Here is a 25,400-nt window from a genome sequence, read left to right as displayed (position 1 = left end):
ACCGAAAGGAATCAGCGCCGTGAACAAAGTCTACCGTCTGGTCTTCAACCGTACGCTCGGGGTCATGCAGGTTGCGTCCGAGCTGGTCAACGCCGCGCACGGCGGTGCCGACAATCGTGAAGGCCGCACGGTCGGCACCCTGCGTCCGATCAGTTTCGCGTTGTGGCTGGTGCTGGGCTGGGTGGGGCTGGTGCAGCCGTTGTCCGCGCAGCAGGCGCCGGCCGACCCGGGCCGCATCGCCGCCGACCCGGGCGCGCCGGCAAACCAGCGCCCGACGGTGATCACCTCGGCCAACGGCACGCCACAGGTCAACATCACCACGCCCAGTGCGGGCGGGGTGTCGCGCAATACCTACCAGCAGTTCGACGTCGGCCAGCAGGGCGTGATCCTGAACAACTCGCGCGGCGAGGTGCAGACCCAGCTGGGTGGCTGGGTGCAGGGCAATCCGTGGCTGGCCACGGGCACCGCGCGGGTCATCCTCAACGAGGTCAACAGCAGCAATCCCAGCCACCTCAATGGCTATGTGGAGGTGGCCGGTGCGCGGGCGCAGGTGGTCATCGCCAACCCGGCCGGGATCCAGGTCAATGGCGCGGGCTTCCTCAACGCCAGCCGGGTGACCCTGACCACCGGCACGCCGATCGTCAGCAATGGCGTGCTGGAAGGCTATCGCGTGGAAGGTGGCAGCATCGGCGTCGGTGGCGCGGGCCTGGATACCAGCCGCGCCGACTACACCGACATCATCACCCGTTCGCTGCAGGTCAATGCCGGCATCTGGGCCAACCAGCTGCAGGCCAGCCTGGGCAGCAACGTGGTCAGTGCCGACCACAGCAGCGTGCAGCAGCAGAAGCCCACGTCCGCCGCGCCCACCTTCGCGCTGGATGTGGGCGCGCTGGGCGGCATGTATGCCAACCGCATCTGGCTGGTCGGCAACGAACATGGCGTGGGCGTCAGCAATGCCGGCAAGATCGGTGCCCAGGCCGGCGAGCTGGTGGTCACCGCCGACGGCCGGCTGCAGAACACCGGCGCGATGCATGCGCAGCAGGACCTGCGCATCGACGCCAGCGCGGGCATCGCCAATGCCGGCACGCTCAGTGCCGAGCGCGAGCTGCGCGTGCAGACCCCGGCAGATGTCGACAATAGTGGCGGCACGCTCAATGCGCGACGCATCGAAGTGAATGCCGATGCGCTGCGTAACCGCGGCGGCAGCATCGAACAGCTTGGAACGCAGGCGCTGCAGCTGCAGGCCGCCGACCTCAGCAACCTGCAGGGCCGTATCGGCACCGTGTCCAGTGTTTCGCCAGGCACCGGCACCGGCGGCACCGGCACCCCGCCGGGTACGGGTACGCCAGGTACGGGTACGCCAGGTACCGGCACTCCAGGTACCGGCACTCCAGGCACAGGTACCCCGGGCACTGGCACCCCCGGCACCGGCGGCGGCACCCCGCCGGTCACGCCGCTTCCGCCGCTGGCGGCCGGTGTGCTCAACATCGCAGGAACGCTGGGCAACGATGGCGGCCGCATTGAAGCCAGCGGTGACCTGCAGCTCAGCGCCCGCAACAGCCTGGACAACAGCGACGGCACGCTGGGTGCAAGCACCCTGCAGGTGCAGGGAGAAGCGCTGCGCAACATGCGTGGCACCCTGCAGGTCCAGGGCGCGGCCAGCGCGCAGGTGCAACAGCTGGACAACAGCGGCGGCCGCATGACCTTCGCCCGTGGTTTCGAGTTGAAGGCACAGTCGGCGATCAATCGCGGCGGCAGCCTTGCCCACGGTGGCAGCGCCGAGACGACCTGGACGATCGGCCAGCTCGACAACAGCGAGGGCAGCATCTCCAGCAATGCCACGCGGCTCGGCCTCGACATCGGTACCCTGGTCAACACCCGGGGCAGCATCAACCACGCCGGCAGCGAAGGGCTACTGCTGCGTGCGGAGGTACTGGAGGGTGTACAGGGCAGCATCGCTACCGCAGGCGCGGCAGACCTGCTGCTGGGCCGTGCCGACCACCGCGGCGCGCAGCTGGTCGCCCGCCAGCTCGAGCTGACGGCACAGGACTTCGACAACCGTGGCGGCCGCGTGCTGTCCACCGGCCAGCAGGCCAGCACGCTCAGCGTGCGTAATCATCTGGACAACAGCGACGGTGGCCTGCTGGCCAGCAATGCCGACCTGCAGATCGACGCAGCATCCTTTGGCAATGCCGCAGGTACCGTGCAGCAGGCGGGTATCGGCAACCTGCGCATCACTACCGCCAACCTGCAGGGCCAGGGCGGCACCGTCCTCAGCAACGGTACCCTGCAGCTGCACGGCGATACCCTCAACCTGCGCAATGGCACCACCGCTGCACAGCGCATCGATGTGCGTGCCGGCGACCTGACCACCGCTGGCGGCACGCTGACCTCGACTGGCAGTGATGCGTTGCGCCTGCAGGTAGCGCGCACCCTGGACAACAGTGGCGGCACCGTGGGCGCCAATGGTGCGCTGGACATCAACGGCGGCACCGTCATCAACGATGGCGGCAAACTGATCGCCGCAGGCACCGGCACCAGCCGCATCCATGCCAGCCAGCGGCTGCAGAACCAGCGCGGCCTGCTGTCCAGCAATGGCGACCTGGACATCACGGCCGATGGCCTGCTGAACGAGGGCGGCAGCATCGACCACGCCGGCACCGGCACGCTGAAGATCGACGCGACCTCCGTGCAGGGGACCGGTGGCAGCATCGCCAGCAACGGTCAGCTGCAGTTGAGCGGGCAGCAGCTGGACCTGCAGAAGGGCAGCACCCGCGCCCGTGACGTAAAGATCGACGCTGCCGGGCTGGACACCAGTGGCGGCAGCCTGCTGTCACTGGGCGAAAATGCGATGCAGCTGCAGGTGCAGGGCCTGCTGCGTAACGACGGCGGCAGCATCAGTGCCAATGGCGCGCAGCAGATCCAGGCGGGTGCGCTGTCCAACCGCGGCGGTGCGCTCAGTTCGGCGGGAACGGCAGCTTCGCAGATCAGGGTCGACGGCACGCTCGACAACAGTGGCGGCAGCATCGCCAGCAATGCCGCCCACCTGCAGCTGAAGAGCGGCGCGCTGGTCAATGCCGGCGGTACCCTCAGCCATGCGGGCAGCGACGGCCTGGTCATCGACAGCGGGCGCCTGGACGGAGCAAAGGGGCAGATCGCCACTGCCGGCGCCCTGCAGCTTACTGCGGCCGAGGTCGATCACCAGGGCGCGTCGCTGGCTGCCGCGCAGCTGGACATCACGGCGACCGGGTTCGACAACCGCGGCGGGCACATCATCGCCACCGGCACCGGTGGCAATACGCTGCGCGTGCAGGGCGCGCTGGACAACGGCAATGGCGGCACCCTGGCCAGCAATGGCAACCTGGATATCCACGCGCGTACCTTCGGCAATGCTGGCGGAACCGTGCAGCAGGCCGGGTCCGGCAGCCTGGTCATCACCACGCAGGACCTGACCGGCGCCGGTGGCACCCTGCTCAGCAACGGTTCGCTGGATCTGCAGGGCGACACCCTCGATCTGCGCAACGGCACCACCACCGCGCAGCGCATCAGCATCGACGGCGACACCGTGATCACCGCCGGTGGCCAGCTGAGTGCGCTGGGCACCCAGGCGCTCCAGCTGCAGGCCCGCAGCCTGCTCGACAATACCGGCGGAACGCTGGGCAGCAATGGGGCCGTCGATGTGCACGCAGGCCGCTTCGTCAACGACCATGGCAAGTTGATTGCCGCCGGTGATGCTGCATCCGCAATCCGCGCCGCGCAGCTGGAGAACCGCAGCGGCGCGATCTCTGCCAACGGCAACCTGCGCATCGAGGCGCAAACGCTGTCGGGCCAGGGCGGCAGCATCGGTGCCGCCCGCGCGCTGTCACTGCAGGGCGGGTCATTGGATCTGCGCGGCGGCAGCGTGGCGGCCGAGCAGCTCGATATCGTGGCCGACAGCCTGGATAACAGCGCAGGCGCGCTGCGCGCAACCGGCAGCGGGACGCTGGCACTGCAGGTAAGCGGCCGCTTGGCCAACGACGCGGGCACCATCGCCAGCAACGGTGCGCAGCGCATCGAAGCCGGCGAACTCTCCAACCGTGGTGGCACGCTCAGTTCGGCAGGCAGTGCCACGACCGAGCTGCACGTAGCGGGCCTGTTCGACAACAGCAACGGCGTGCTCGCCAGCAACGGTGCCGCGCTGAAGATCGATGCCGGCCACATGGCCAACGTGAAGGGCACGCTCAGCCATGCCGGCACCCAGGGCCTGCTGCTGCGCACCGGGCAACTGGACGGCCAGGGTGGCAGCATCGCCAGCGCGGGCGGCATCACCCTGCAGGCGGGCAGCGTGGACCATCGCGGAGCCACCCTGCAGGCCGAGCGCATCGCGCTGGACGCACAGTCCTTCGACAACCGCGCCGGCAAGGTCATCGCGACCGGTGCCGAGGGCAGCACGATCAACGTGGTCGGCACGCTGGACAACGGCGAGGGCGGCCTGCTGGCCAGCAACGGCGACCTCGGCATCCAGGCGGCGGTGTTCGGCAATGCCGGCGGCACCGTGCAGCACGCCGGTGAAGGCGTGCTGTCGATCGACGCCGGCACGCTCAACGGCACCGGCGGCACGCTGGTCAGCAATGGCAGCCTGTTGCTCAAGGGCACCACCACCGACCTGCGTGCGGGTGTCACCTCCGCCAAGCGGATCGAGATCGACACCGGCTCGCTGATCACCGCCGGCGGCACGCTCACCGCCACCGGCAATGACATGCTGCGGCTGAGCGCGCGCGAACGCATCGACAACAGCGGCGGTACCGTGTCCAGCAATGGCGGGCTGGACCTGCGCAGTGCCGCGCTGGTCAACGCGGGCGGCACGCTGCAGTCGGCGGGTACAGCGGCGAGCCAGCTGATCATCGGCCAGGACATCAACAACCGCGGCGGCCGCATCCTGGCCAACGGTGGGCTTGGCATCAGCTCCGGCAGCATCGACAACCAGGGTGGCACGCTGCACAGCGCCGCACGGCTGGTGGTCAAGGCCGATGGCCTGCTCGACAACAGCAACAAGGGCGTCATCGCCAGCGGCGCGGGCATGCAGGTTGCGGCGGCTTCGCTGGACAACCGCAGCGGCAGCATCGAGCAGGCCGGTGACGGCCTGCTGCAGATCGATGCCACCACGCTGCAGGGCCACGCCGGCCGCATCGTCAGCAACGGCGAGCTGCAGCTGAAGGGCGAGACCCTGGATCTCAGCGCAGGCACCACCGCCGCGCAGCAGGTCAGCATCGAGGCCGGCCAGCTGGACAACACGGCCGGTACGCTGAACGCCACCGGCAACCAGGCGATGTCGCTGCAGGTGCGCGGTGCGCTCGGCAATGACGGCGGCACCATCGCCGCCAACGGCGCACAGCAGATCAACGCCGGTTCGCTGTCGAACGCAGGCGGCACCTTGAGTTCGGCAGGGACCTCCGACAGCCGGATCACGGTCACGGGCCGCTTCAACAACGGCGGTGGCACCCTCGCCAGCAATGCTGGCAACCTGCGCCTGGACGCCGCGCAGCTGGTCAATGCCGCAGGCAGCATCGTCCATGCCGGCAAGGGCACGCTGACCGTGAAGGCTACCCAGCTGGACGGGGCCGGCGGCAGCATCGCCACGGCAGGCGCATTGCAGCTGGATGCGGTGAGCGTGGACCATCGCGGTGCCACGCTCAATGCCGATCACTTCACCGTCAACGCCGACCGCTTCGACAACCAGAACGGCAAGCTGCTGGCGACGGGCACGCAGGCCAGCACCGTGCAGGCCACCACCTCGCTGGACAACGGCGGCAACGGCCTGATCGCCAGCAATGGCGACCTGACCCTGACCAGCGCACTGTTCGGCAATGCCGGCGGTACCGTGCAGCAGGCCGGCACCGGCACGCTGGCGATCAACGCGCACACCGTGAATGGCCAGGGCGGCAAGCTGCTCAGCAATGGCGCCCTGCAGCTGACCGGCGAAACCACCGACCTGCGCGACGGCACGCTGGCCGCGGCCCGCATCGCCGTGGATGCCGGCACGCTGCTCAACGCGGGCGGATCGATCATCGCCTCCGGCACCGATACGTTGAAGGTGTCCGCGCGCGACCGGCTGGACAACAGCGGGGGCACGCTGGCCGGCAACGGCTCGCTGGATCTGCGCAGCGCGCAGCTGATCAACAATCTGGGTACCCTCCAGGCCGCCGGCAGCGGCAGCAGCACCCTGGCGATCACCCATGCGCTGGAGAATCGCGGGGGTCGCATCCTGACCACGGGCGACGCAGGCCTCAGCGCCGGCACGCTCGACAATCGCGGCGGCACCGTGCACAGCGATGGCAACAGCGCGCTGACCGTGCGCGTGGACGGCCTGCTCGACAACAGCGACAAGGGCACCCTGTCTGCGGGGGGCGCGCTGCTGGCCGAGGCACAGGCCATCAACAACAGCGGCGGTACCGTGGCTGCGGGGCAGGATCTGCAGCTGACCAGCACCGATCTGCTGCGCAATGGCGGCGGCCTGGTCCAGGCCGGCAAGCACCTGCAGGTCGCGGCCGGCGGCCTGAACAACACCAGTGGCCGGATCATCGCCAACGACCTGCAGCTGGATACCCGCGGCCAGGCGCTGGACAACCGCAGCGGCATCATTGCCAGCCTTTCCGGAAATGCCGCGCTGCGCAGTGGTGCGCTGGACAACACCGGTGGCCTGCTGCAGTCGGCGGCAGCGCTCAGCATCGACACCTCCGGACAGCGGCTGACCAATGCCGCTTCCAATGGCAACGGCATCGTCAGCAGTGGCACGCTGCAGATCCGCAGTGGCGATCTGGACAATCGAGGCGGCTCGGTGTTCGCCAAGGCCGGCGCCGACGTGCGGGCCGTCAACATCGACAACAGTGGTGGCGGCTCGCTGGTGAGTGCCGCCGACCTGCTGCTGCGCGCGCAGCAGCTGGCCAACAGCGGTGGCAGCGTGACTGCCGGTGGCAATGCCGATATCGGTTTGCAGGGCACCCTGCTCAACAGTGGCGGCCTGGTGGCGGCGACCGGCCGCCTCGACCTGCAGGCCGGTTACATCGACAACCGCAATACGCTCAGCCAGGCCAATGGTCCTGCGCTGGGCTTGCAGGGCAAGAACCTGCAGGTGACCACCGGCAACCTGGACAACCAGAACGGCCAGGTGATTGCCGACAACCTGCTGCTGCAGGTGAACCAGCGCCTGGACAACAGCGGTGGCCAGGTGTCGGCGGCGCTGACCTCCGATGTCCGCGCCGATACCCTGGTCAACAGTGGTGGCACCCTGGTGGCCGGCAGGCAGCAGACCCTCCGCACCCGCGAGATCATCGGTGATGGCCGGCTGATGTCGCAGGGTGACATGACCCTGGAGCTGGGCCAGAGCCACACCAACCGCGGCGAGATGGTCGCCAACGGCACGCTGAGCCTGTCCATCCAGGGCAACCTGGACAACAGCGGCAAGCTGGCGGGTGCCAACGTCAACATCAACGCCGGCAACATCACCAACGCCTCCACCGGCGAGATCAGCAGCATCGGCCTGACCCGCCTGGCAGCGGGGGGCGCACTGGTCAACTACGGCCTGCTGGACGGCAACGTCACCCACATCACCGCCGCGAGCGTCGACAACATCGGCAGCGGCCGCATCTACGGTGACCGTGTCGCCATCCAGGCGGGCTCGCTCAACAACCTCGCCGCCAACATCGGCGGCGTGGACCGTGCAGGCACCATCGCCGCGCGCCAGCGTCTGGACCTGGGTGTCGGCACGCTGACCAACAGCGGCAAGAGCCTGATCTTCAGTGATGGCGACGCCGCCATCGGCGGGGCGCTGAACGGGCTGGGCGCGGTAGGCAGCGCGCAGCGGGTGGACAACATCGGCTCCACCATCGAGGTCAGCGGCAACCTGGACCTGTCCGCGCTGGCGGTGAACAACATCCGCGAGAACGTGGTCGTGGAGAAGGTCACCACCGTGCATGCGCCGGTCCGGCTGGAGCAGCCTGGCTGGTTCAAGAACGCCACCAACAACAACCGTGATTTCCGCGCGACGTCGAACTACCAGCCGTACGAGATCTACTACCTCGATCCGTCCGACATCCTCGAAGACACCCCCTATGTGACCCCGGATGGCCAGCAGATCCGCAAGGCGGTCATCCGGCTGACCAGCAACACCAGTGCCTACGCCTTCGCCCGCGGTGGCGCGTACGGTGCGCGCGCGTCGCGCGAACGCCTGAACGTGCAGGACGGTACGGTCACGGTCTACTACGTTGGCCGTGCCGACAACCGCAACAATCCCGATCAGCTCGGTGCGGGGGCGGAAGATCCCTTCCGCGACCTGTCCGTCCGTGGGGCCGGTTCGCCGCCGATCGAGTACGTGACCGACACACTCCGGTACAACAACGCCTATGGCACCTGCACCACCACCTGCGTGCAGATCATCACCTATCCGGACTACGACAACCCGGAATCGACGCTGATCAACATGCAGCGCCACCCGCAGGACACCAGCGGCAACGAGAAGACCCGCATCGCTACCCGTACCACCGTGGAAGACGTGGTGGTATCGGCTGGCAACAATGCCGTGATCAATGCGGGCGGCAACATGCGGATCAGCACCGATCGGCTGGAGAACCGTTTCGCCAACATCGCCGCGGGCCGCGACCTGGCCATTGTCGGCCTGAACCGTGACCAGTCCGAGGTGATCAATGCCGCCGAGCAGCTGACCCGCACCAGCACCTTCGACAACGTGTCCATCACCTACGGTGGCTCCTCCAGCCGCTGGAAGGCGGCCCCCATCACCGAGAAGACCGGTGCGCTGGGTTCATCGATAACGGCAGGTGGCAAGCTCACCATCGATGTCGGCAACCTGCGCAACGACAACACCGGTGGCAGCAACCCCAACGCCGGTGGTGGCAAGGGAACCGCGCAGCTGGATACCGGCGGCCGCGGTGCGGGTGCGGTCGGTCCCGGCGCGGGCAGCGTGCAGGGGGCTGGCCAGAGCACAGGCCAGGGTGCGGGCAGCGTGGACGCGCAGGGGCCGGGCACCGCTGGCGCGGCGCAGGGGGCTAACGGCGGCCATCAGCAGGCGGTAGCCCAGGCCGACGGCGTGCGGGCAGACGCGGCGGGTGCACAGGGCCCCGGCCAGGCCGGCAATGCCGGGGCGGGCGCTGGCACGGCGCAGGACATCAGCGCCGCCCAGGCCGGGCAGGCCAATGCCAATGGCCCGGCGGCGGTGCGCGCCGGAGAGCATGCCGGCAGTGGTGGCAATGCCGCGGTGGATGGCAAGCAGGCCACCACGACAACCGGTGCTGATCCGCGCGTGGTGGTCACCACCAGCCCGAATGCCAGCGCACCCACGGCCAGCCTGTTCAATGTAGATGCCAACCGTGGCAACCACATCGTGGAAACCGACCCGCGCTTCGCCAGCTATCGTGATTGGCTCAGCTCGGATTACCTGCTGCAGCGCGCAGGCTTCGAGCCCTCGCAGACGCAGAAGCGCCTGGGTGATGGCTTCTACGAGCAGAAGCTGGTACGCGAGCAGATCGGCGAGCTCACCGGCCGCCGCTTCCTTACCGGCCATGCCAGCGACGAGGAGCAGTACCGCGCGCTGCTGGAGGCCGGTGCCACGGTCGCAAGCGAGTGGGGCCTGCGACCGGGCGTGGCGCTCACCGCCGAGCAGATGGCACGGCTGACCAGCGACATCGTCTGGCTGGTGGAAAAGGACGTCACCCTGGCCGATGGCTCGGTGGTCCGTGCGCTGGTCCCGCAGGTCTACCTGCGGGTGATGCCGGGCGACCTCGGCAACGATGGCGCATTGCTGGCCGGCGCGGAGGTGGACGTCAAGCTGCGCGGCGACCTGGTCAACAGCGGCACGATTGCCGGCCGGCAGCTGGTCAGCATCGATGCCGGCAACATCCGCAACCTGTCCGGCGGCCAGATCAGCGGTGCGCAGGTGGGCCTCTCGGCGCGCCAGGACATCGACATCATCGGCAGTACCGTCAAGGCTTCCGATGCCATTGCATTGAAGGCCGGTGGCAACATCACCGTGGCCTCGACCACCACGGAATGGAAGGACCAGGGCGACCGCCTGTCGCAGCAGAAGACAACGCTGGATCGCGTGGCCGGCCTGTATGTCACCAATCCCGGTGGCGAAGGCGTGCTGTCGGTGGTGGCTGGCGGTGACATCGGGCTCAAGGCAGCGGAGATCCGCAATGCCGGTACACATGGCATCACCCAGCTGGTTGCCGGTGGCAATCTCGACCTGGGTGCGCAGACGCTGGGCCAGAGCAGTGCGCTGAACCACGACAGCCGCAACCACACCAGCAACAGCCAGACCACGCATGGGGTGACTTCGATTGAGGGCGCGGGCGATGTGGTGCTGGCCGCGGGCAAGGACATCAACCTGGCCGCAACCCGCATCAAGGCCGATGGCGGCATGGCCCTGCAGGCCGGTGGTGACATCAACAGCCAGGTGCTGGTGGACAGCCGCAGCAGTGATTTCAGTGCCGGTGGCAAGCGCAGTTCGCTGCAGATCAGCCAGAGTGACGAGATCGTGCGTGGCAGCCAGTTGCAGGCTGGCGACAATGTAGTGCTGAGGGCGAACCGCGATATCAACCTGACTGCCACCCAGGTTGCCAGCTCGGATGGCACGCTGAGCGTGGCGGCCGGTCGCGACGTCAACCTGCTCTCGGCCAACGAAACGCATGACTTCAGCCTGGACAGCTACGACAAGAAAAAGAAGACCCTGTCGAGCACCACCACCACCCGCCACGCCGAGAGTAGCGACAGCTACGCCATTGGCACCGGCTTGATGGGCGAGAGCGTGAGCGTCACCGCCGGCCGCGATCTGACCGCCGTAGGCGCGGTGGTTGACGCCACCGGCACAGTGGTCCTCGGTGCGGGCAACAATGTACTGATCACTTCTGCGGAAGACCATCACAGCAGCGAGTCCAGCGAGAGCAGGAAGAAGTCCGGCTTCACCGGTGGCTTCTCCAATGGAACCGCTTCGATCGGCTACGGCAGCTCGAAGAACAGCAGCAGTTCTGCCGAGCAGTCAACCACCCAGGTCGGCTCGGCCATCGCCTCGCGCGAAGGCAGTGTGCTGATCAACGCCGGTAACCAGCTGACGATCGCCGCATCCGATGTGGCCGCAGGCAAGGACCTGACCCTGGTTGGCAAGGACATCAACCTGCTCGCCCGCCAGGACACAGTGGACACCCAGGCCAGCCAGTCGAGCAAGTCCAGCGGGTTCTCGGTGGGCGTCACCTACGACCCGGCCAAGGCGTACCGCACCGCACGCGACAACGCCACCGAAGGCATGGCCGACAGTGGCACGATGATGGGCCGGATCACGCGTACCGCTGAAGGCGTGGCGGCCGGCGTGTCGGCGGCCGTGCTACCGGCGATCACGGCCGGCAGCCAGCGCTCGAACAGCAACCAGAGCCACTCCACCAGTGACGCCCGGGTCAGCAACCTCAATGCAGGCGGCAATCTCTCGCTGATCGCCAATGGCGGCTCGATCACCAGCCAGGGTGCGCAGATGTCGGCCGAGGGCAATGCTGTCCTGCTGGCCACCAAGGACATCGTGTTCGATGTCGCGCACAACACCGAGCGCAGTGACAGCGACAGCCGTGGCAAGGGCTGGGGTATCGCCACCAACTCCGCCGGTCTGCCGTTTGGCACCAACAATTCGCGCAGCGAGGGCGCCGGCCAGAGCGACACCATCACCGGCACACAGCTGTCGGTGGGTGGCGGTGTACGCATGGCCACCACCGAGGGTGATATCCGCCTGACCGCCGCCAACATCGCGGCGGAAAAGGACGTCAGCATCCGCGCTGCGGGCGACCTGACGATCCGTAGTGGGCAGGACACGGTCAGCAATGCCAACCGCTCGGACAGCAAGGCGATCGGCACCGTGCAGATCTCCGATACCGAGAAGTTCTCCGGCTGGCATCGCGAGCAGCATCGCGATGACAGCGCGCAGGTTTCGCAGGTGGCCAGCACCGTTGGCAGCCTCGGCGGCAACGTCAACCTCACCGCCGGTGGCAAGTACACGCAGAGCGCCAGCAATGTGGTGGCGGCCAAGGACGTGAACATCACTGCCGCTGAGATCGAGCTGCTGACCGCTGACGAAAGTGGTCACTACTCGCAGAGCGACAAGGACCTGAAGATCGGTGCCTTCGCGCGGGTGAAGTCGCCGTTGATCGATCTGCTCAACAATGTCGATGCCGCCCGCAAGTCCGACGACCGCCTGCAGAAGATGCAGGGGCTTGCTGCTGGTGCCAATGCCTATCAGGCTGCCAGTGCCATCTCCAGCATGGCCGGCAAGGGCGGGGGCGGTGCATTGCTCAGTGCCGAGGCCGGCGTTGGCTTCAAGACCTCCAGCAGCAGTGCCGACGGCAGCAGCCAGGTCTCGCGTGGTTCCACCATCCAGGGCGGCGGCAACGTCAACCTGACCAGCACCCGGGGCGACATCCGCGTGGTGCAGGGCAATCTGAGCGCGGGCAACACGCTCAGTCTGGATTCGGCCGGTGACATCCTGCTGGAAGCCGGCAAGGCGCATGTGGCCGACCGTAGCAAGAGCAGCAATGCCGGCGCCGAAGTCGGCGTGGGCGTTGCGGTGGGTGCGCAGACCGGTGTGTATGTCTACGCCGAAGCGAGTGTGGGCAGCAGCAAGTCCAATGCCGAGAGCAGCACCTGGCAGAACACCACGCTGACCGGCAAGAACATCTCGATGAAGGCCGAGGGCGATACCACCCTCCGCGGCGCGACCGCCACCGCCGACCGCATCGACGTCAAGACCGGTGGCACGCTGACCATCGAATCGCTGCAGGACATCGCCGAGAGCATGTCCAAGAACAGCCAGGTGGGTGGCCGCGTGCAGGTGTCGTTCGGCACCGCGTGGAACGCCGACGGCTACGCCAGCGGAGGCAAGGCCAACGGCAGCTATCAGGGCGTCGGCCAGCAGAGTGGCCTGTTCGCAGGTGATGGCGGTTATCACGTTGATGCAGGCCAGGTGAACCTGGTAGGCGGCGCGATCGCCAGCACGAATGCGGGCAACAGTGAACTGACTGCTGATTCGCTGACGTTCACCGACCTGCAGAACCATATGGACTACAAGGCCAGCTCGGGCAGCATCAGTGGTGGCTTCGGTAACGGGGGCAAGGGACCGGCCGGCAAGGGCGTGGGGGCCGGCGAGCAGCTGAAGGGCATTGGCACGAGCATCGTGACCGGCGAGTTGGGGCGGCCGACGGGTGTCTCGATAGGTGGTGGGCTGCCCATGCATGAGAGCGGCAGCGACAGCTCCAGCACGCGTGCGACGCTGACCGAGGGCAACATCACCATCGGCGGCAGGAAGACCACCGCGGCCGAGCTGGGCGTCAACACCGATGCAGCCGCTGCACACCGCGCGCTGGAAGCGATGCCTGATGCGAACAAACTGCTGGCTGACCAGCAGGCAATGGCGAACGCAGCCAGCACGGTGCTTGCCACCAGCAAGCAGGTCTCCGTGGATGTGCAGGCCTATCAGAGCAACAAGGCGACCCAGGCGTACTACGACGGCCTGTCGCCGGAACAGAAGAACGAATTCAACGCGCTAAGCGCGGAACAACGCGATGCGGTGCTGACGGCAAACAGCCCGGCCTACGAAAATGCCAAGAAGTGGGGCACGGGCGGTGAATACAACCGCGCATTGAACGCAGTGACGACCGCCCTTGTGGGAGGCGCAGCGGGACAAGGTGCTGGTCAGGTCGCCTCCAATGCACTGGCGCCATATGCCGCCTACTTCATCGGCAGCACGCTTGACCCGAACCATGGCAGTGACCCGAACGCAACGCTGCAATTGCTGTCGCATGCGGTGCTGGGTGCGCTGCTGGCCGAAGCCAATGGTGGCAATGCGGGGACCGGTGCCGTATCGGCGGCCGGCGGCGAGTTGGCAGCGAAGGTGCTGACCGATACGTTGACCGGGGGCGATCCTTCCAGGCTGAGCCCGGAACAGAAGGAGATGGTGCTGGCGCTGTCGCAGGCGGTGGGTGCACTGGCGGGTGGCCTGTCGGGGCAGGATCTGGCTGGGATCGCGTTGAATGCGGGGATTGCCAAGAACTCGGTTGAGAACAACTTCCTTGCCGAGGATCAGGCTCGAGTAATGAAGCAGCAACTCGACGAGTGCGGCAGCGACACGTCATGTCAGAAGATGGTGCGTGACGTTGCCAAGCAACTGTCGGAGCGAATGGACTATGAGCTGCTCTCGGTTTGTACAGCGAACTCGGCGAGCCCTGCGTGTCAGGCGTTTGTGAATGCGGCCGTTTCCTACAAGTATGGCTCGTGGCCCGGAGATCTTGGACTGTTCGATGATCTCGGCCGTAGCAGCGAGGCGCTTTCCTCGTTCGCTCACTCCATGAATGGACGTGCCTATCGCGAGCTGATTTTTGAGAACGGGGGGCTCCAGCCCGTCTATATCCTGCCTCAGGAATATACGGTGGCCGCGCTGGCGCAGTGGACCGCCGGTGTCGACACTTCCATCGATCAATATGGGCTGTGGTCCAAGGAGACTGCAGGCGAAGTAGGCCTTGGGCTGGCACAGTTGCTGGCACGACGCTATGGAATGGTCAATATAGTCGGCGGCAACGGAGGCTTTGGGAGCGGACGGAGTGATGGGACACCGAATACCTCAAGCGGGACGCAAGTGGATGCGGAGAAGTCCGCACTGGAGAGAATCGCAGGTCGCCCGGCAGGGCCCGATTTGTCTCTCAAACAACCTGAATCCGTTCTTCAGGCGTACTCGCAAAAGCGAATTGATGACCTCGCACACCAATACAATAGCAAGTCATTGGATCCTAAGGATTTTCAGCTGAATCTTGGTTCAAAGGTCTTGAAGGCCGATGCTCAAGTCAGTACGGGTGCTCCGGTTTATATTGGTGCAAGCACATCCGATGTCATGCTGTATTTCAGACAGCTGACTGGAACTGATCGCATGCCTGTAGCGAAGGTCGTACCTGGAAAGGGTCTTCTTTATACGGCAACCACGAGCTCTGGTGCAAAGATAACTCTTAGAGATTTTTCAACGAGCGCGCAGAAGACTGGTGCGAGTTGGACAATTGATGTGCAGGATAAATCCATAAATAATGGAAAGCGAGTAGAGGTGAAGTTCAAATGAAAGATGGGGTTTATTGTGCAGTGGTGACTTCTTCGTTTGGGTTATCAATGGGTACCGTCTGGCAGCACATGACGATGGAAATGGGAGGTGTTGGGATCTCCGAAAGAAAAGACGCGTTCTTCGAGTTGATGGGTCGTTTGTTGAGGGAAGGGAAAGTGAGGCTTGCAACGGACGGGGTGTTCTTGCAAGGCGACTGGAGGGAGCAGCTGACGCTAATCTCAAACGCTTGGCCCGAAAATCCTGGTGAAGATGATATCGATGGATTCGGCCTCTGGTTCTTGACCGATGCTCCGGCGGGTCTGGTTTGGATCGGCGCAGATGGCCGTGAACACTGGACGTAGTAGTCCGATTCATGTCGGTGGAGCAACGATGATCCTGACGAATGGGTCAGGGCTTGTAACGACACCGAGCTTTGATGAAGCTTGCTTGAGAAGTGTTTTGCGCTCAGTACTTGCCGTGAACTGCAGGGGTGGGATGATCTATTCTCGGATATGAAGAAAATGGTCGCCTGTCATCCAAGTTTGAATCAGCTTTCAATGGAAGCATTGGCCTCGCTACTCAATTGGAGCAATCGATAGGTCAGAGGCATCACCCCCAGCAGATCCAAGAAATGTCTGGCGTAATCAGGAATGTTCTTCATTACTCTTATGGCTACTCCATGGGAGTTCTATGGAGAAATATGAACATGGAGTTTGATGCGGGGAGTGTCGCTTTTGAGCAGCAGACGGAAGAGTTCTTCTCGATGCTTAGGATGTTGATGCAGGAAGGGAAGCTGAAGCTTGCCTCGGATGGTGTCTTCGCCGATGGCGATATCGATGCGCAACTGGATGTTTTGCGTCACGCTTGGCCTGCTACAAGAGATCAGGAAGATCTCGATGAGGATGGATTCTGGTTTCTTACGGATGCACCGTTTGGATTGGTTTGGACCGCGCCTGAGGGAGACGTCTGGACCTGATTTGAGTGTGGAATTCATCGGATGAAGCGGGGATGGCTTTTTGAAGCTGAAGTCCTCTCTCGTGAGTAATTTTTCGAGATTCCGTATCGCAATGCCTCGGTGATCGAAGTCGCCGGGTGATATATGCATCTACTGTCGAAGGATGATTACTATCCACATGCGCTGTTGGGAGCCCTCGCAGAGGAAGGGGCACAAATAGCAGTTGATGCCGAAGTCGGCGAATGAAGCAATCTACAACGAAGCAATCATCAGGTCGGCTGCAGATCTATGGATGAAAGAATTAGAAAGCTCTGCGGCGAGATCTCTGCAATGGACGCTGCGGCCGCATCGGAGTGGTTGATGAACTACGCCGCCTTGAGGTCGGACAATTATCGGGATGCATTTGTTCTGATGAAGTGCCGTTCCTGGCCCAGGGCAGAGCAGAAAAAGTTGGCCAACTACTATTTGCAGGCTGTTCCTTATGCGAGCTCATATCCCTACGAGGTCTTTCTTTCGTTCATGTCGGTAAGGTCCTTCTTGAGTTGTCTTGATGCTTTTATTCCAGAGGCCGGTGCCTATCGTGACCTTCTCGCCTACCATCTTGGCCCAGTTCTGGATCGAGTGGGGAAGAATGATTCTGATCGGATGTTGATTGCGGAGTTCATGGGTGAGCTCAGCGGGTAGAGGGATCATTACGTCCGAATGCCCTGTACGCGGATGAGAACGCTCTGCCGTAGCATAAGACCTTTGACGATGGCGCCGCTGTAAAGGTTCGACGATGAGTATTTCGCTGTTTCTTGAAGTCGAGGTTGGTTCCAAACTCGAAGCCGTGCAACGAGCCTTGGATTCGATCCAGGCCGAGTATTCCGATGGTCTGGACAAGCTGCAGGGGTATCTTCCAGCGTCCAACACGGGATTCGGTTTCCGCATCGTTGAACCGCCGGAGGCTGTCGTCGCGGAAGGGCTGGAGGCCGAGTGGCGTGTGGGGTTGCTGGGCTTGTTCCATTTCCGCGCAAGCGGATTTGAATGCGCTTGGGAGGAAATCTGCCGTTTCATCAAGCGCTATGCGGGATGTGAATCGCGGTTCGTGCTTTCCTTCCAGTTCGAGAGCTTCTATGCCGCAAGATCTGGGCAGGATCTGATCTTTGCGGGCCCTGCTGCCCCATACTGCCGCTTCGCTCTTTTCATGTGATCCGCTACATCTTAATGATCAGGCACTGCCACCAGCACGTGGACTGCGGGTCATCGGCGATGTCGTTCGGCACGCTGCGTCGAACCACGGCTGCGGTCCGTGGTTACAATCTGCCCATGATCAGCCCCCGCCTTCTGGTTTCCGCACTGTTGGCACTGGCCCTTTCGGCCTGCACGGCCACCGCGCCCGTGCAGCACAACCCGCTCGCCACCTGGGTGCCGTCACCCAACCAGAACGCGCGCACCCCGGTCATCATCGTGCTGCACCATACCGAGCAGAAGTCGGTGCAGCAGAGCTTGCATACGCTGCGCACCGCCAACAGCGGTGGCCCGGTCAGCGCGCACTACCTGATCGGCGCCGATGGCCATCGCTACCAGCTGGTGGCCGATGAGCGCCGTGCCTGGCATGCCGGTGCCGGACGCTGGGGCACCATCACCGATCTCAACTCGGCCTCGATCGGCATCGAGCTCGACAACGACGGCCGCAGCCCCTTCAGCCCGGCGCAGATCGAATCGCTGATCGTGCTGCTGCGCGATCTCAGCAGTCGCCTCAACATCCCGCCGCGCCAGGTGATCGGCCATGCCGACCTGGCGCCGACGCGCAAGCAGGATCCGAGCCGGTTCTTCCCCTGGCAGCAGTTGGCCGAGGCTGGCTTCGGGGTATGGCCGCGCGCCGCTGACGGCGCGGCACCGGAAGGCTTCGACGCGTGGAATGCGCTGGCCCGCTTCGGTTATCCGCTGGACAACCGCGAGGCCACCGTAGCCGCGTTCCACCGCCGCTTCCGCGGCCGCGACGACCTGCCGAAGACGCTGGATGCCGAAGATGCCCGCATCCTGCACTCGTTGCTGCTGCAGATGCCGTGACCCCGCGCATGAACGCTTGGCCCCGCGTTGGGTTGCCGCCCAGCGGCCGGCACTCCACCATGGCGGCATGATCGATTCCGCTACCTTCTTCAAGCGCAAGCACTGGACCCTGTTGGCAGCGGCCGTGCTCGCCGGCTGCTCCACCACCGCTCCCCGTACCGGATCCGAAGTGCCGGCGCCGGCCACACCGCCCGCGGCCACCTACGCCAAGGCTGCATGGAGCGCACTGCCGCCGGTTTCCGACAGCGATCTGCAGGCCGGTTTCGTTGCCTGGCGCAGCAGCTGCAGCCGCCTGAAGAACGATGCGGTCTGGGCCAAGCCCTGCGCCACCGCCGCCGCGGTATCAGACAAGGACCCGGCCGCGATCCGCCAGTTCCTGCAGCGCGACCTTGATGTCTATGCGCTGCGTGCCGGCGGCCACCAGGCCGACGGGCTGATTACCGGCTACTACGAGCCGATCTACGCCGGCAGCCTGACCCGCACCGACAAGGCGACGGTGCCGGTGTACGGCACGCCGGATGATCTGGTGGTGGTGCAGTTGGACAGCCTCTACCCGGAACTGAAAGGCAAGCGCCTGCGCGGGCGCGTCGAAGGCAAGGTGCTCAAGCCCTATGACGACGCTGGCACCATCGCGGCCAAGGGCGCCAAGGCCCCGGTGTTGGCCTGGCTGACCGACCCGATGGATCTGCAGCTGCTGCAGATCCAGGGGTCCGGCCGGGTGCGCCTGGCTGATGGCAAGCAGGTGCGGCTGGCCTATGCGGAACAGAACGGCCGCCCGTACCGTGCCATCGGCCGCTGGCTGGTCGACCAGGGCCAGCTGAAGAAGGAAGACGTCACCATGGACGCCATCCGTGCCTGGGCACGGGCCAACCCCGCGCGCGTGCCGGAACTGCTGCGCAGCAACCCCAGCTACGTGTTCTTCGTGCGCAACCCGGACAGCCCGGAGGGTCCACGCGGTTCACTGAACGTGCCGCTCACCGCCGGCTACAGCGTGGCGGTGGACCGCACCGTGGTGCCGCTGGGCAGCCTGCTGTGGCTGTCGACCACGCGCCCCGATGGCACGCCCGTGGTGCGCCCGGTGGCCGCGCAGGACACCGGCGGCGCCATCGCCGGTGAAGTGCGCGCGGACCTCTACTGGGGCAGCGGCGATGCTGCTGGCAAGCTGGCCGGCGACATGAAGCAGAAGGGCAATATCTGGATGCTGTGGCCGAAGAGCGTGGCGCTGCCGCGGTAGGTTGCCCCCCGGATGCCTGATAATGGCGCCATTCCGAACTTTCCGGCCGCGCCTGCGGCCAGGACCCCTGCAATGACCTACGCAAAGCACAACGCAAAACCCGGCGCGAAGTCCGCCGCAAAGAAGTACTACAAGCACTGGGCCGAATCGGGCCTGGGCAAGGGCAACGTGCTGATGGAGGCGCGCGGCGAGAAGATCGTGCGCCAAGTGGAAATCTACGGCACCAAGATGGTCTGGGCCGACGAGCATGCCCACAGCGATGACCGCTTCCTGCTGGCCGACCAGCCGGTGTCGTTCCTGGATTTCGACGAGGACGACGAAATTTCCGCACGCGAATTCGAAAGCGCCTGGAAGAAGGCCAGGGAAGCCACCGGCTACCCGGTGTAACGCTGCCCGGCCGGGGTCAGAGCCCTTTCCTGGGCGGATGACCAAAGTGCGTGCTCGCCGAGACGTCATAGATGGTGTGAGCCGGGGGCTCCGGTCCATGCATTGCCAGTCGTTGAACAGCAAAGAGCGTGTACTCAAGGCACACATACGCTGCGGCTCAGCAGGACCAGAACCAAGGCGATAAGCAGGCCAGTGGCCTTGGTGCTCTGCGCTGTCAGCTTGGAAGACGGCCGCGTGTTGGAGCTAAGACATACGCATGCGCGTCCTCTCCCGTGCGGGGACACTTAAGCCAGTTGGCCGCCTTGGTGCGCGACTTAAGGCTTGCCGGGCCGCCTTCCTGGTGGCAACCGAGGCATAAGCGCGACTGCATCCAGCAGCTCTGTATCAGAAAGACGACTGAGCTGTGCGATCGCCGCACGCAGGATCTCGCTGCGATTGCTATTTCTTCCACCCATGGCAATCCGCCGCCGAGTCTCCTCCACAGTCTGTAGGTCCTCATCGGTGAGGCAAAAGCTGATCTTCGACAGTACGTTCACCATACAATAATATCTTATATATGGTATTATTTATTCGCAAATGAACTTTGTCTCAACTGAGCACGAGACGAAGTGATTCGCTGCCTAAGAAATAGGTGCCTGGGCCACGTAGACAGCTCGAAGGCGTTGAGCCAATATCACTTCAAGCACGGTGAGCACATGTCACGAGCAGATCTACTCGTCAGCCTAGTCAAGGCAGGAAGCGAAGGTGACCAGCGATTGCTCCGCAGCACGGTCGAGGCAATGGCCGCAGAGGAGCGCGCAAAGAGCCACCATCAATTGGCCGATCGCCTAGTGAAGAACTTGGGCGAAGCGCGCGCGCGCGCGCCTACGCCCGAGGTGGTGCGCTCCTACGATGGCGGTCACGGCGGATTGCTATATGAAATCGAGCCTCGCCGTACTCTGTCGGAGATGTTCATCGATCCGATGGTGCGCGGCGCATGCGAAGAGATCATTGAAGAGCACCACAGACGTGATCTTTTGAGGTCGTACGGCTTGGAGCCGCGGCACCGCATCCTGCTGTCAGGCGCGCCAGGCAATGGAAAGACGTCTTTGGCAGAGGCGCTGGCCACCGAGCTGATGGTCCCACTGTTCGTGGTGCGCTATGAAGCAGTTATCGGCAGCTTCTTAGGGGAGACCAGTGGTCGTCTGAAGAAGCTCTTCGACTTCGCTAGAACCCACCAATGCGTACTGTTTTTTGATGAGTTCGACACTCTAGGTAAAGAACGTGGCGATACGCATGAAACTGGCGAGATTAAGCGCGTGGTGAGCTCGCTGCTCCTGCAGATCGATGCATTGCCTAGCCATGTTGTCGTCGTGACTGCCACTAATCATGCTGAGCTGCTCGACCGTGCAGTTTGGCGCAGGTTCCAGCTCCGACTTGAGCTTGAACCGCCGACTGCGGCGCAGAAGGAAGCCTGGTTCATTAAGCTCCAACAGCGCCTAGATGCACCGCTGGGTGTCTCTCCGAAGACCTTGGCAGCCAAGCTGCATGCCACCAGCTTTTCGGATCTGGAGCAGTTCTGCGAAGACGTCCATCGCCGCTTCATCTTGGCAATGCCAGAGCCAAACCTGAAGAAAATTGTGACCGAACGCTTGAATCAGTGGCATGCTCGCTACCAAGTCAACAGGATGACGTGAGCGCTCAATGGCTAATGAGGAATTTCCGCTTCTCCTTTTCCCGAAACGGGCGAATATCGAAGATAGGAATGACGGGGCGGGTGGGGCCCCAAAGCCCATTCAGCTTCCAACACCTCAGCGCCAAGGGGAGCGACTTACCCCAAAGTTCACTGAACTGTTTGAGACACTAGAAGCGCATCGGTTGACCATCTCTGAGAACGCGCCAGAACAGGATCCAGAGTTTGTCCTAGTACTGGAGACGGTTGGATCTCACGAAAAGTTCTTCAAGGCCGTCCAGAAGCTGCAGGCCGAATGGCTGTTCGAATTCGCTGACGAGTTCGTGCAAGACGAAGATTTTCATCGTCTGGAGGCCGGAGCCGAAGCCGACGAGCCTCTGAATGGACGCATGTACCTAGTAGGCACCAACCAGCGAGCTTTAGCTGAGTTGCTTTCCCTTTGGCAGCGCTTTCAGGCTGATCCACGCGCAAAGTTTGACCGGGGCTTGGCGCCGCTGAAAGAAGTCTTCGTCCATCTGCATGACATCAGACGATGGGGTGTCGAGGATCGCATCGATGCGGACATGCGATTGTACTGGCAAGATGAAGTCGAAAGTGGTCGTGCGACAACTCGCTTTGAGTTGGAGGCCTGGTACTTCGGGTCCCCGGCAAAGAACATTGCAGTTGTGCGCGACCTACTTACCTTCATTAGAGCGTCCGGCGGTCAGGTCCTTCAAAGGGCGCTAATTCCTGAGATCGCCTACCACGGCTTTCTCGTCGAGCTACCTACACCTGTTGTATCTTCAATTCTGAAAGGCGATTACCCATCGTTCGTCCTCTCCGATCGCGTCATGTTCTTCCGGCCACGAGCTCAAAGCGTCAACCCAGGCTCTGAAGTAGGGCCAGTCCAGCAATTGGTTGGGGCGCAAGGGGAAGTCCTAGGCGATCCGGTCGTTGCTTTGTTTGACGGACTGCCGCTCGCCAACCACGCCGTACTGCAGCGTCGCCTACTGATCGACGACCCAGACAACTGGGCGCTCGAATATCCAGCCAAGGATCGCGTGCATGGGACCGCCATGGCCTCGCTAATCCTCCATGGCGATTTGAATAATCGCGCGCCGCCTGCCAATCGTCCGCTTTACGTAAGACCTATCATGCGCCCTGACCCGAACGACGGGCGGGCCCGGCGGGCGGAGTGCACGCCGGATAATCAGCTGCTGATCGACCTAGTTCACCGTGCTGTACGGCGCCTGTTCGAGCAAGACGGTCAAGAGCCTCCGGTTGGACCTTCAATCAAGGTCATCAACCTTTCGGTAGGCAACGAGCACCGCATCTTTACCGGAGAAATTTCTCCCTGGGCCAGGCTGATCGACTGGCTGTCCTTCAAGTACAACGTGCTCTTTGTAATTAGCGCCGGCAACCAGTCAGAAGATCTTGAACTTCAAGTTAGGCGTGACACGCTCAGCAACCTTTCTGAGGATCATAAGCAGGCAGCTGCAACAAGAGCGTTGCTACAGACCTCAGTCCGGCGCAGGCTTATGTCGCCGAGCGAATCGATCAACGCAATCACGGTGGGAGCGCATCATAGTGACGGGGCCCCCGGCCCAGCTCATCCCAACCTTCATGATCTCTTTGCCCGAGGAGGGTTGAGCCCAGTCTCACGCATTGGCATGGGGATGGGGCGCTCCATCAAGCCCGACATCTTGATGCCCGGCGGCCGGATCGTTTTCAAAGAGCATGTCCTATCCAAGCCAGAGAGCACGACCGTGCAGATGGCACCCACCGGGTTGGCACCTGGACATTTGGTGGCTCGCCCATCCGCGGCCGGCGGACCTGTCGGTGATACCGAATATTCTCGCGGGACCAGTAACGCAACAGCATTGGCCAGTGGCATGGCGGCAAGAGCATTTGAGGTTATCGAAGCCTTGCGTGCAAGCGGTGCGGCCATCCCCAAAACGCACGATGCTGCGTTGATCAAGGCATTGCTTGTCCATGGAGCTCAGTGGGGTTCGCTATCGAAAACCGTGCTCGATCATGGCCCGAGCTTTGCTCACATCACTCCGCTCAACTCGCGACACATGCGGGAGAAGGACTTCATTTCAAGCTGGCTCGGCTACGGTCCAGTCGACGAAGAGCGAGCGCTCAGGTGCGCGAGCAATCGCGCCACACTGATCGGCGTGGGGGAGGTCAAGAAAGACAGGGCAGTATCATTCACCGCCCCCATGCCGCCAGGGCTTGGACGCGTCGTGACAATGCGTCGAATGACCGTGACCTTGGCCTGGATGTCGCCCACAATATCTTCGCTGCAGCGCTATCGTCAGGCCAAGCTGTGGATACAGCCACCCGAGGATTTCGGCACCAGCCGCATCAACACACCCTTCCACATGACTGTCAAGCGCGGCACCGTTCAACACGAGGTCTGGGAGGGCGAACGCAAAGCGCTGCCCATCGTTGATGGGCAGATGTTCGAGTGCAAGGTGAATTGTATGGAAGATGCCCCCGGTCTAACCGACGAGATCAAATTCGCCCTATGTGTCACCTTGGAAGTTGGCATTGAATCCGGAATCGACATCTATCAAGAAATCCGTGATCGAATACGCCCCGCTGTTCCGGTGCTAGTCTAGTGCTGTTAGCAAAAACGCGAGCCTTGGTGCAGGCGTCAGTATGCGCGCCGCCTACAAGCTGCAGGCAAGCTTTTTTGACGAGCGTCTTGCCGAACTCCTCAAGCGTCCTTGTCGTTCACACCCCAGTCCTTCGGCCGTTCCACCCGAACGGGTGCAGCGCTTCGAATATCAGCGCCGCTTGCTTCGGCCACTGTGGCACATCGCTGCGAGGCCTGCCGCAGCTCGGCCAGCGTCGAGTGCTAAGTGCCACATGCTAGAGACTGGCTTGAGGCGACTCACATCAGGTACCTGTCCAGGAGAAAAGCAGAACAGAGGAGAGGGGATATGCTAGTGGTAGTTAGGCATGCGCAAAGCATGGCTAATGCGGGATTTGTAACCGCCGATCCGGAATCCATTGCCCTTACTGCCGCAGGGGAGGAGCAGGCTCGCGCATTGGCAATGACCTGGTCGGCTGCGCCTGACCGAATCTTTACCTCACCATTCCTCCGGGCGAGGCAGACCTCACAACCACTCGCCGAACGCTTCAAGATGGTCGTTGCGCCCCTGGGGGTCCACGAGTTCACTTACCTGTCGCCTGAGCGGTGCGTGGGCACCTCGGCAGCAGACCGCAGGCAGTGGGTAGAGGACTACTGGTCCCGTTGCGATCCAAACTATGTGGATGGACCTGGTGCCGAGTCATTTGCCCAGCTAGTTGCCCGCGCTGCGCGAGCGCTGCGCATTCTTAAATCCTACTCCGCGCATGAGCAGGTGGTCGTGTTTAGCCACGGCCAATTGATGCAGGCGATGCGCTGGATTTGCGGGAGCAAGGCTCCCTCCGTGGTGAACGCTGCAGCGATGGGCGCATTTCGAAAGCTGGATTTGGATCAGCCTATAGCCCATTGCCAGAGGGTATCTTTCGAATAGAAGGCGATCGCGGATACTGCCAACCTCCCGGCCCCGCTCCCCGGCCGCAGATCTTTGGCCTGGTCGGATCAGAAGACTACCCGTTACGCGCGAACAGCAAAGGCCGTTGATGAGGGCCGCACTTTTGGTATCGGTAGGAGATGATTGGGCTCACAGGCTCTGGGATGTGAACGCCACGCCTTTCAGCAGCCCGCCTCATCAAGTAGGAGGGCTCGTGGACGTTGTTCCGGATCTGATCCCAGATCACGTCGTCATTCACGTGAATTGGAAAGCTCGTGTCCGGCAGCAGGCGAAGAAGTTGCTTCGTCTGTGTGATCAACTCATGAGCGAATGGACGCACTCTGGGATCTCTGCATGCTCCAGATAGCGCTCGTATCATGTGGCTTGCCGCATACCACTGGCGATCAGCCAACCGCTGCAAGTGGAACAGCCGATACGTGCACGTCAGCATGAGAAAGCCATAGATGTCACCTCGTTGGTAA

General features: G+C 63.4%; 12 protein-coding genes. All 12 read left to right on the top strand.

The annotated features are described in order from the left end of the window. The first annotated feature begins 19 nt into the window (after positions 1–19). Complete coding sequence (locus tag EZ304_RS20035; protein ID WP_185959202.1) at positions 20–15,130, top strand: hemagglutinin repeat-containing protein; 15,111 nt, start codon at positions 20–22, stop codon at positions 15,128–15,130. After that, the gene (locus tag EZ304_RS20030) at positions 15,127–15,471 is read left to right on the top strand and encodes a DUF596 domain-containing protein (protein ID WP_142807958.1); all 345 of its coding nucleotides are present in this window, start codon (positions 15,127–15,129) and stop codon (positions 15,469–15,471) included. The genes EZ304_RS20035 and EZ304_RS20030 overlap by 4 nt, the downstream gene beginning before the upstream one ends. A gap of 338 nt (positions 15,472–15,809) precedes the next feature. After that, positions 15,810–16,085, top strand: coding sequence for a DUF596 domain-containing protein (locus EZ304_RS20025; RefSeq protein ID WP_158230201.1), 276 nt, complete (start codon positions 15,810–15,812; stop codon positions 16,083–16,085). 339 nt (positions 16,086–16,424) lie between these two features. Beyond that, positions 16,425–16,748, top strand: a complete 324-nt coding sequence (locus EZ304_RS20020) for a hypothetical protein (protein WP_142807956.1) — start codon at positions 16,425–16,427, stop codon at positions 16,746–16,748. Positions 16,749–16,842: 94 nt separating this feature from the next. Beyond that, positions 16,843–17,256, top strand: coding sequence for a hypothetical protein (locus EZ304_RS20015; RefSeq protein WP_142807955.1), 414 nt, complete (start codon positions 16,843–16,845; stop codon positions 17,254–17,256). A 116-nt stretch (positions 17,257–17,372) separates the two neighbouring features. After that, the gene (locus EZ304_RS20010; protein ID WP_142807954.1) at positions 17,373–18,119 is read left to right on the top strand and encodes an N-acetylmuramoyl-L-alanine amidase; all 747 of its coding nucleotides are present in this window, start codon (positions 17,373–17,375) and stop codon (positions 18,117–18,119) included. Positions 18,120–18,186: 67 nt separating this feature from the next. Next, on the top strand, positions 18,187–19,353 hold the full coding sequence (gene mltA / locus EZ304_RS20005; RefSeq protein WP_142807953.1) for a murein transglycosylase A: 1,167 nt from the start codon (positions 18,187–18,189) through the stop codon (positions 19,351–19,353). A gap of 72 nt (positions 19,354–19,425) precedes the next feature. Continuing rightward, positions 19,426–19,740, top strand: a complete 315-nt coding sequence (locus tag EZ304_RS20000) for a hypothetical protein (RefSeq protein WP_032130155.1) — start codon at positions 19,426–19,428, stop codon at positions 19,738–19,740. A gap of 695 nt (positions 19,741–20,435) precedes the next feature. Next, a complete protein-coding gene (locus EZ304_RS19995) occupies positions 20,436–21,416 on the top strand; it encodes an AAA family ATPase (protein WP_049441864.1) in 981 nt (326 codons plus the stop codon). Positions 21,417–21,597: 181 nt separating this feature from the next. After that, positions 21,598–24,015 (top strand): S8 family peptidase, encoded by a 2,418-nt coding sequence (locus EZ304_RS19990; protein WP_185959201.1) that lies wholly within the window; start codon positions 21,598–21,600, stop codon positions 24,013–24,015. 40 nt (positions 24,016–24,055) lie between these two features. Then, the gene (locus EZ304_RS21315) at positions 24,056–24,346 is read left to right on the top strand and encodes a leucine zipper domain-containing protein (RefSeq protein ID WP_080355800.1); all 291 of its coding nucleotides are present in this window, start codon (positions 24,056–24,058) and stop codon (positions 24,344–24,346) included. Continuing rightward, the gene (locus EZ304_RS21310) at positions 24,340–24,918 is read left to right on the top strand and encodes a histidine phosphatase family protein (RefSeq protein ID WP_049441709.1); all 579 of its coding nucleotides are present in this window, start codon (positions 24,340–24,342) and stop codon (positions 24,916–24,918) included. Before EZ304_RS21315 ends, EZ304_RS21310 begins: the two co-directional genes overlap by 7 nt. Positions 24,919–25,400: the final 482 nt, after the last annotated feature.

It is taken from the genome of Stenotrophomonas maltophilia (assembly GCF_006974125.1).
GTDB classification, from domain to species: Bacteria; Pseudomonadota; Gammaproteobacteria; order Xanthomonadales; family Xanthomonadaceae; genus Stenotrophomonas; species Stenotrophomonas maltophilia_O.
The sequence above is the reverse complement of the archived record's forward strand: the minus strand, read 5'-3'. Positions and strand labels throughout refer to the sequence as shown.

Excerpts from the sequence above, each read along its gene's own strand:
- EZ304_RS20015 (WP_142807955.1), top strand. The coding sequence starts at position 16,843 with ATGAGTATTTCGCTGTTTCTTGAAGTCGAGGTTGGTTCCAAACTCGAA.
- EZ304_RS20010 (WP_142807954.1), top strand. The coding sequence starts at position 17,373 with ATGATCAGCCCCCGCCTTCTGGTTTCCGCACTGTTGGCACTGGCCCTT.
- EZ304_RS20020 (WP_142807956.1), top strand. The coding sequence starts at position 16,425 with ATGAACTACGCCGCCTTGAGGTCGGACAATTATCGGGATGCATTTGTT.
- EZ304_RS20025 (WP_158230201.1), top strand. The coding sequence starts at position 15,810 with ATGAACATGGAGTTTGATGCGGGGAGTGTCGCTTTTGAGCAGCAGACG.
- EZ304_RS20000 (WP_032130155.1), top strand. The coding sequence starts at position 19,426 with ATGACCTACGCAAAGCACAACGCAAAACCCGGCGCGAAGTCCGCCGCA.
- EZ304_RS21315 (WP_080355800.1), top strand. The coding sequence starts at position 24,056 with ATGCGCGCCGCCTACAAGCTGCAGGCAAGCTTTTTTGACGAGCGTCTT.
- EZ304_RS21310 (WP_049441709.1), top strand. The coding sequence starts at position 24,340 with ATGCTAGTGGTAGTTAGGCATGCGCAAAGCATGGCTAATGCGGGATTT.
- EZ304_RS19995 (WP_049441864.1), top strand. The coding sequence starts at position 20,436 with ATGTCACGAGCAGATCTACTCGTCAGCCTAGTCAAGGCAGGAAGCGAA.
- EZ304_RS20030 (WP_142807958.1), top strand. The coding sequence starts at position 15,127 with ATGAAAGATGGGGTTTATTGTGCAGTGGTGACTTCTTCGTTTGGGTTA.
- mltA (WP_142807953.1), top strand. The coding sequence starts at position 18,187 with ATGATCGATTCCGCTACCTTCTTCAAGCGCAAGCACTGGACCCTGTTG.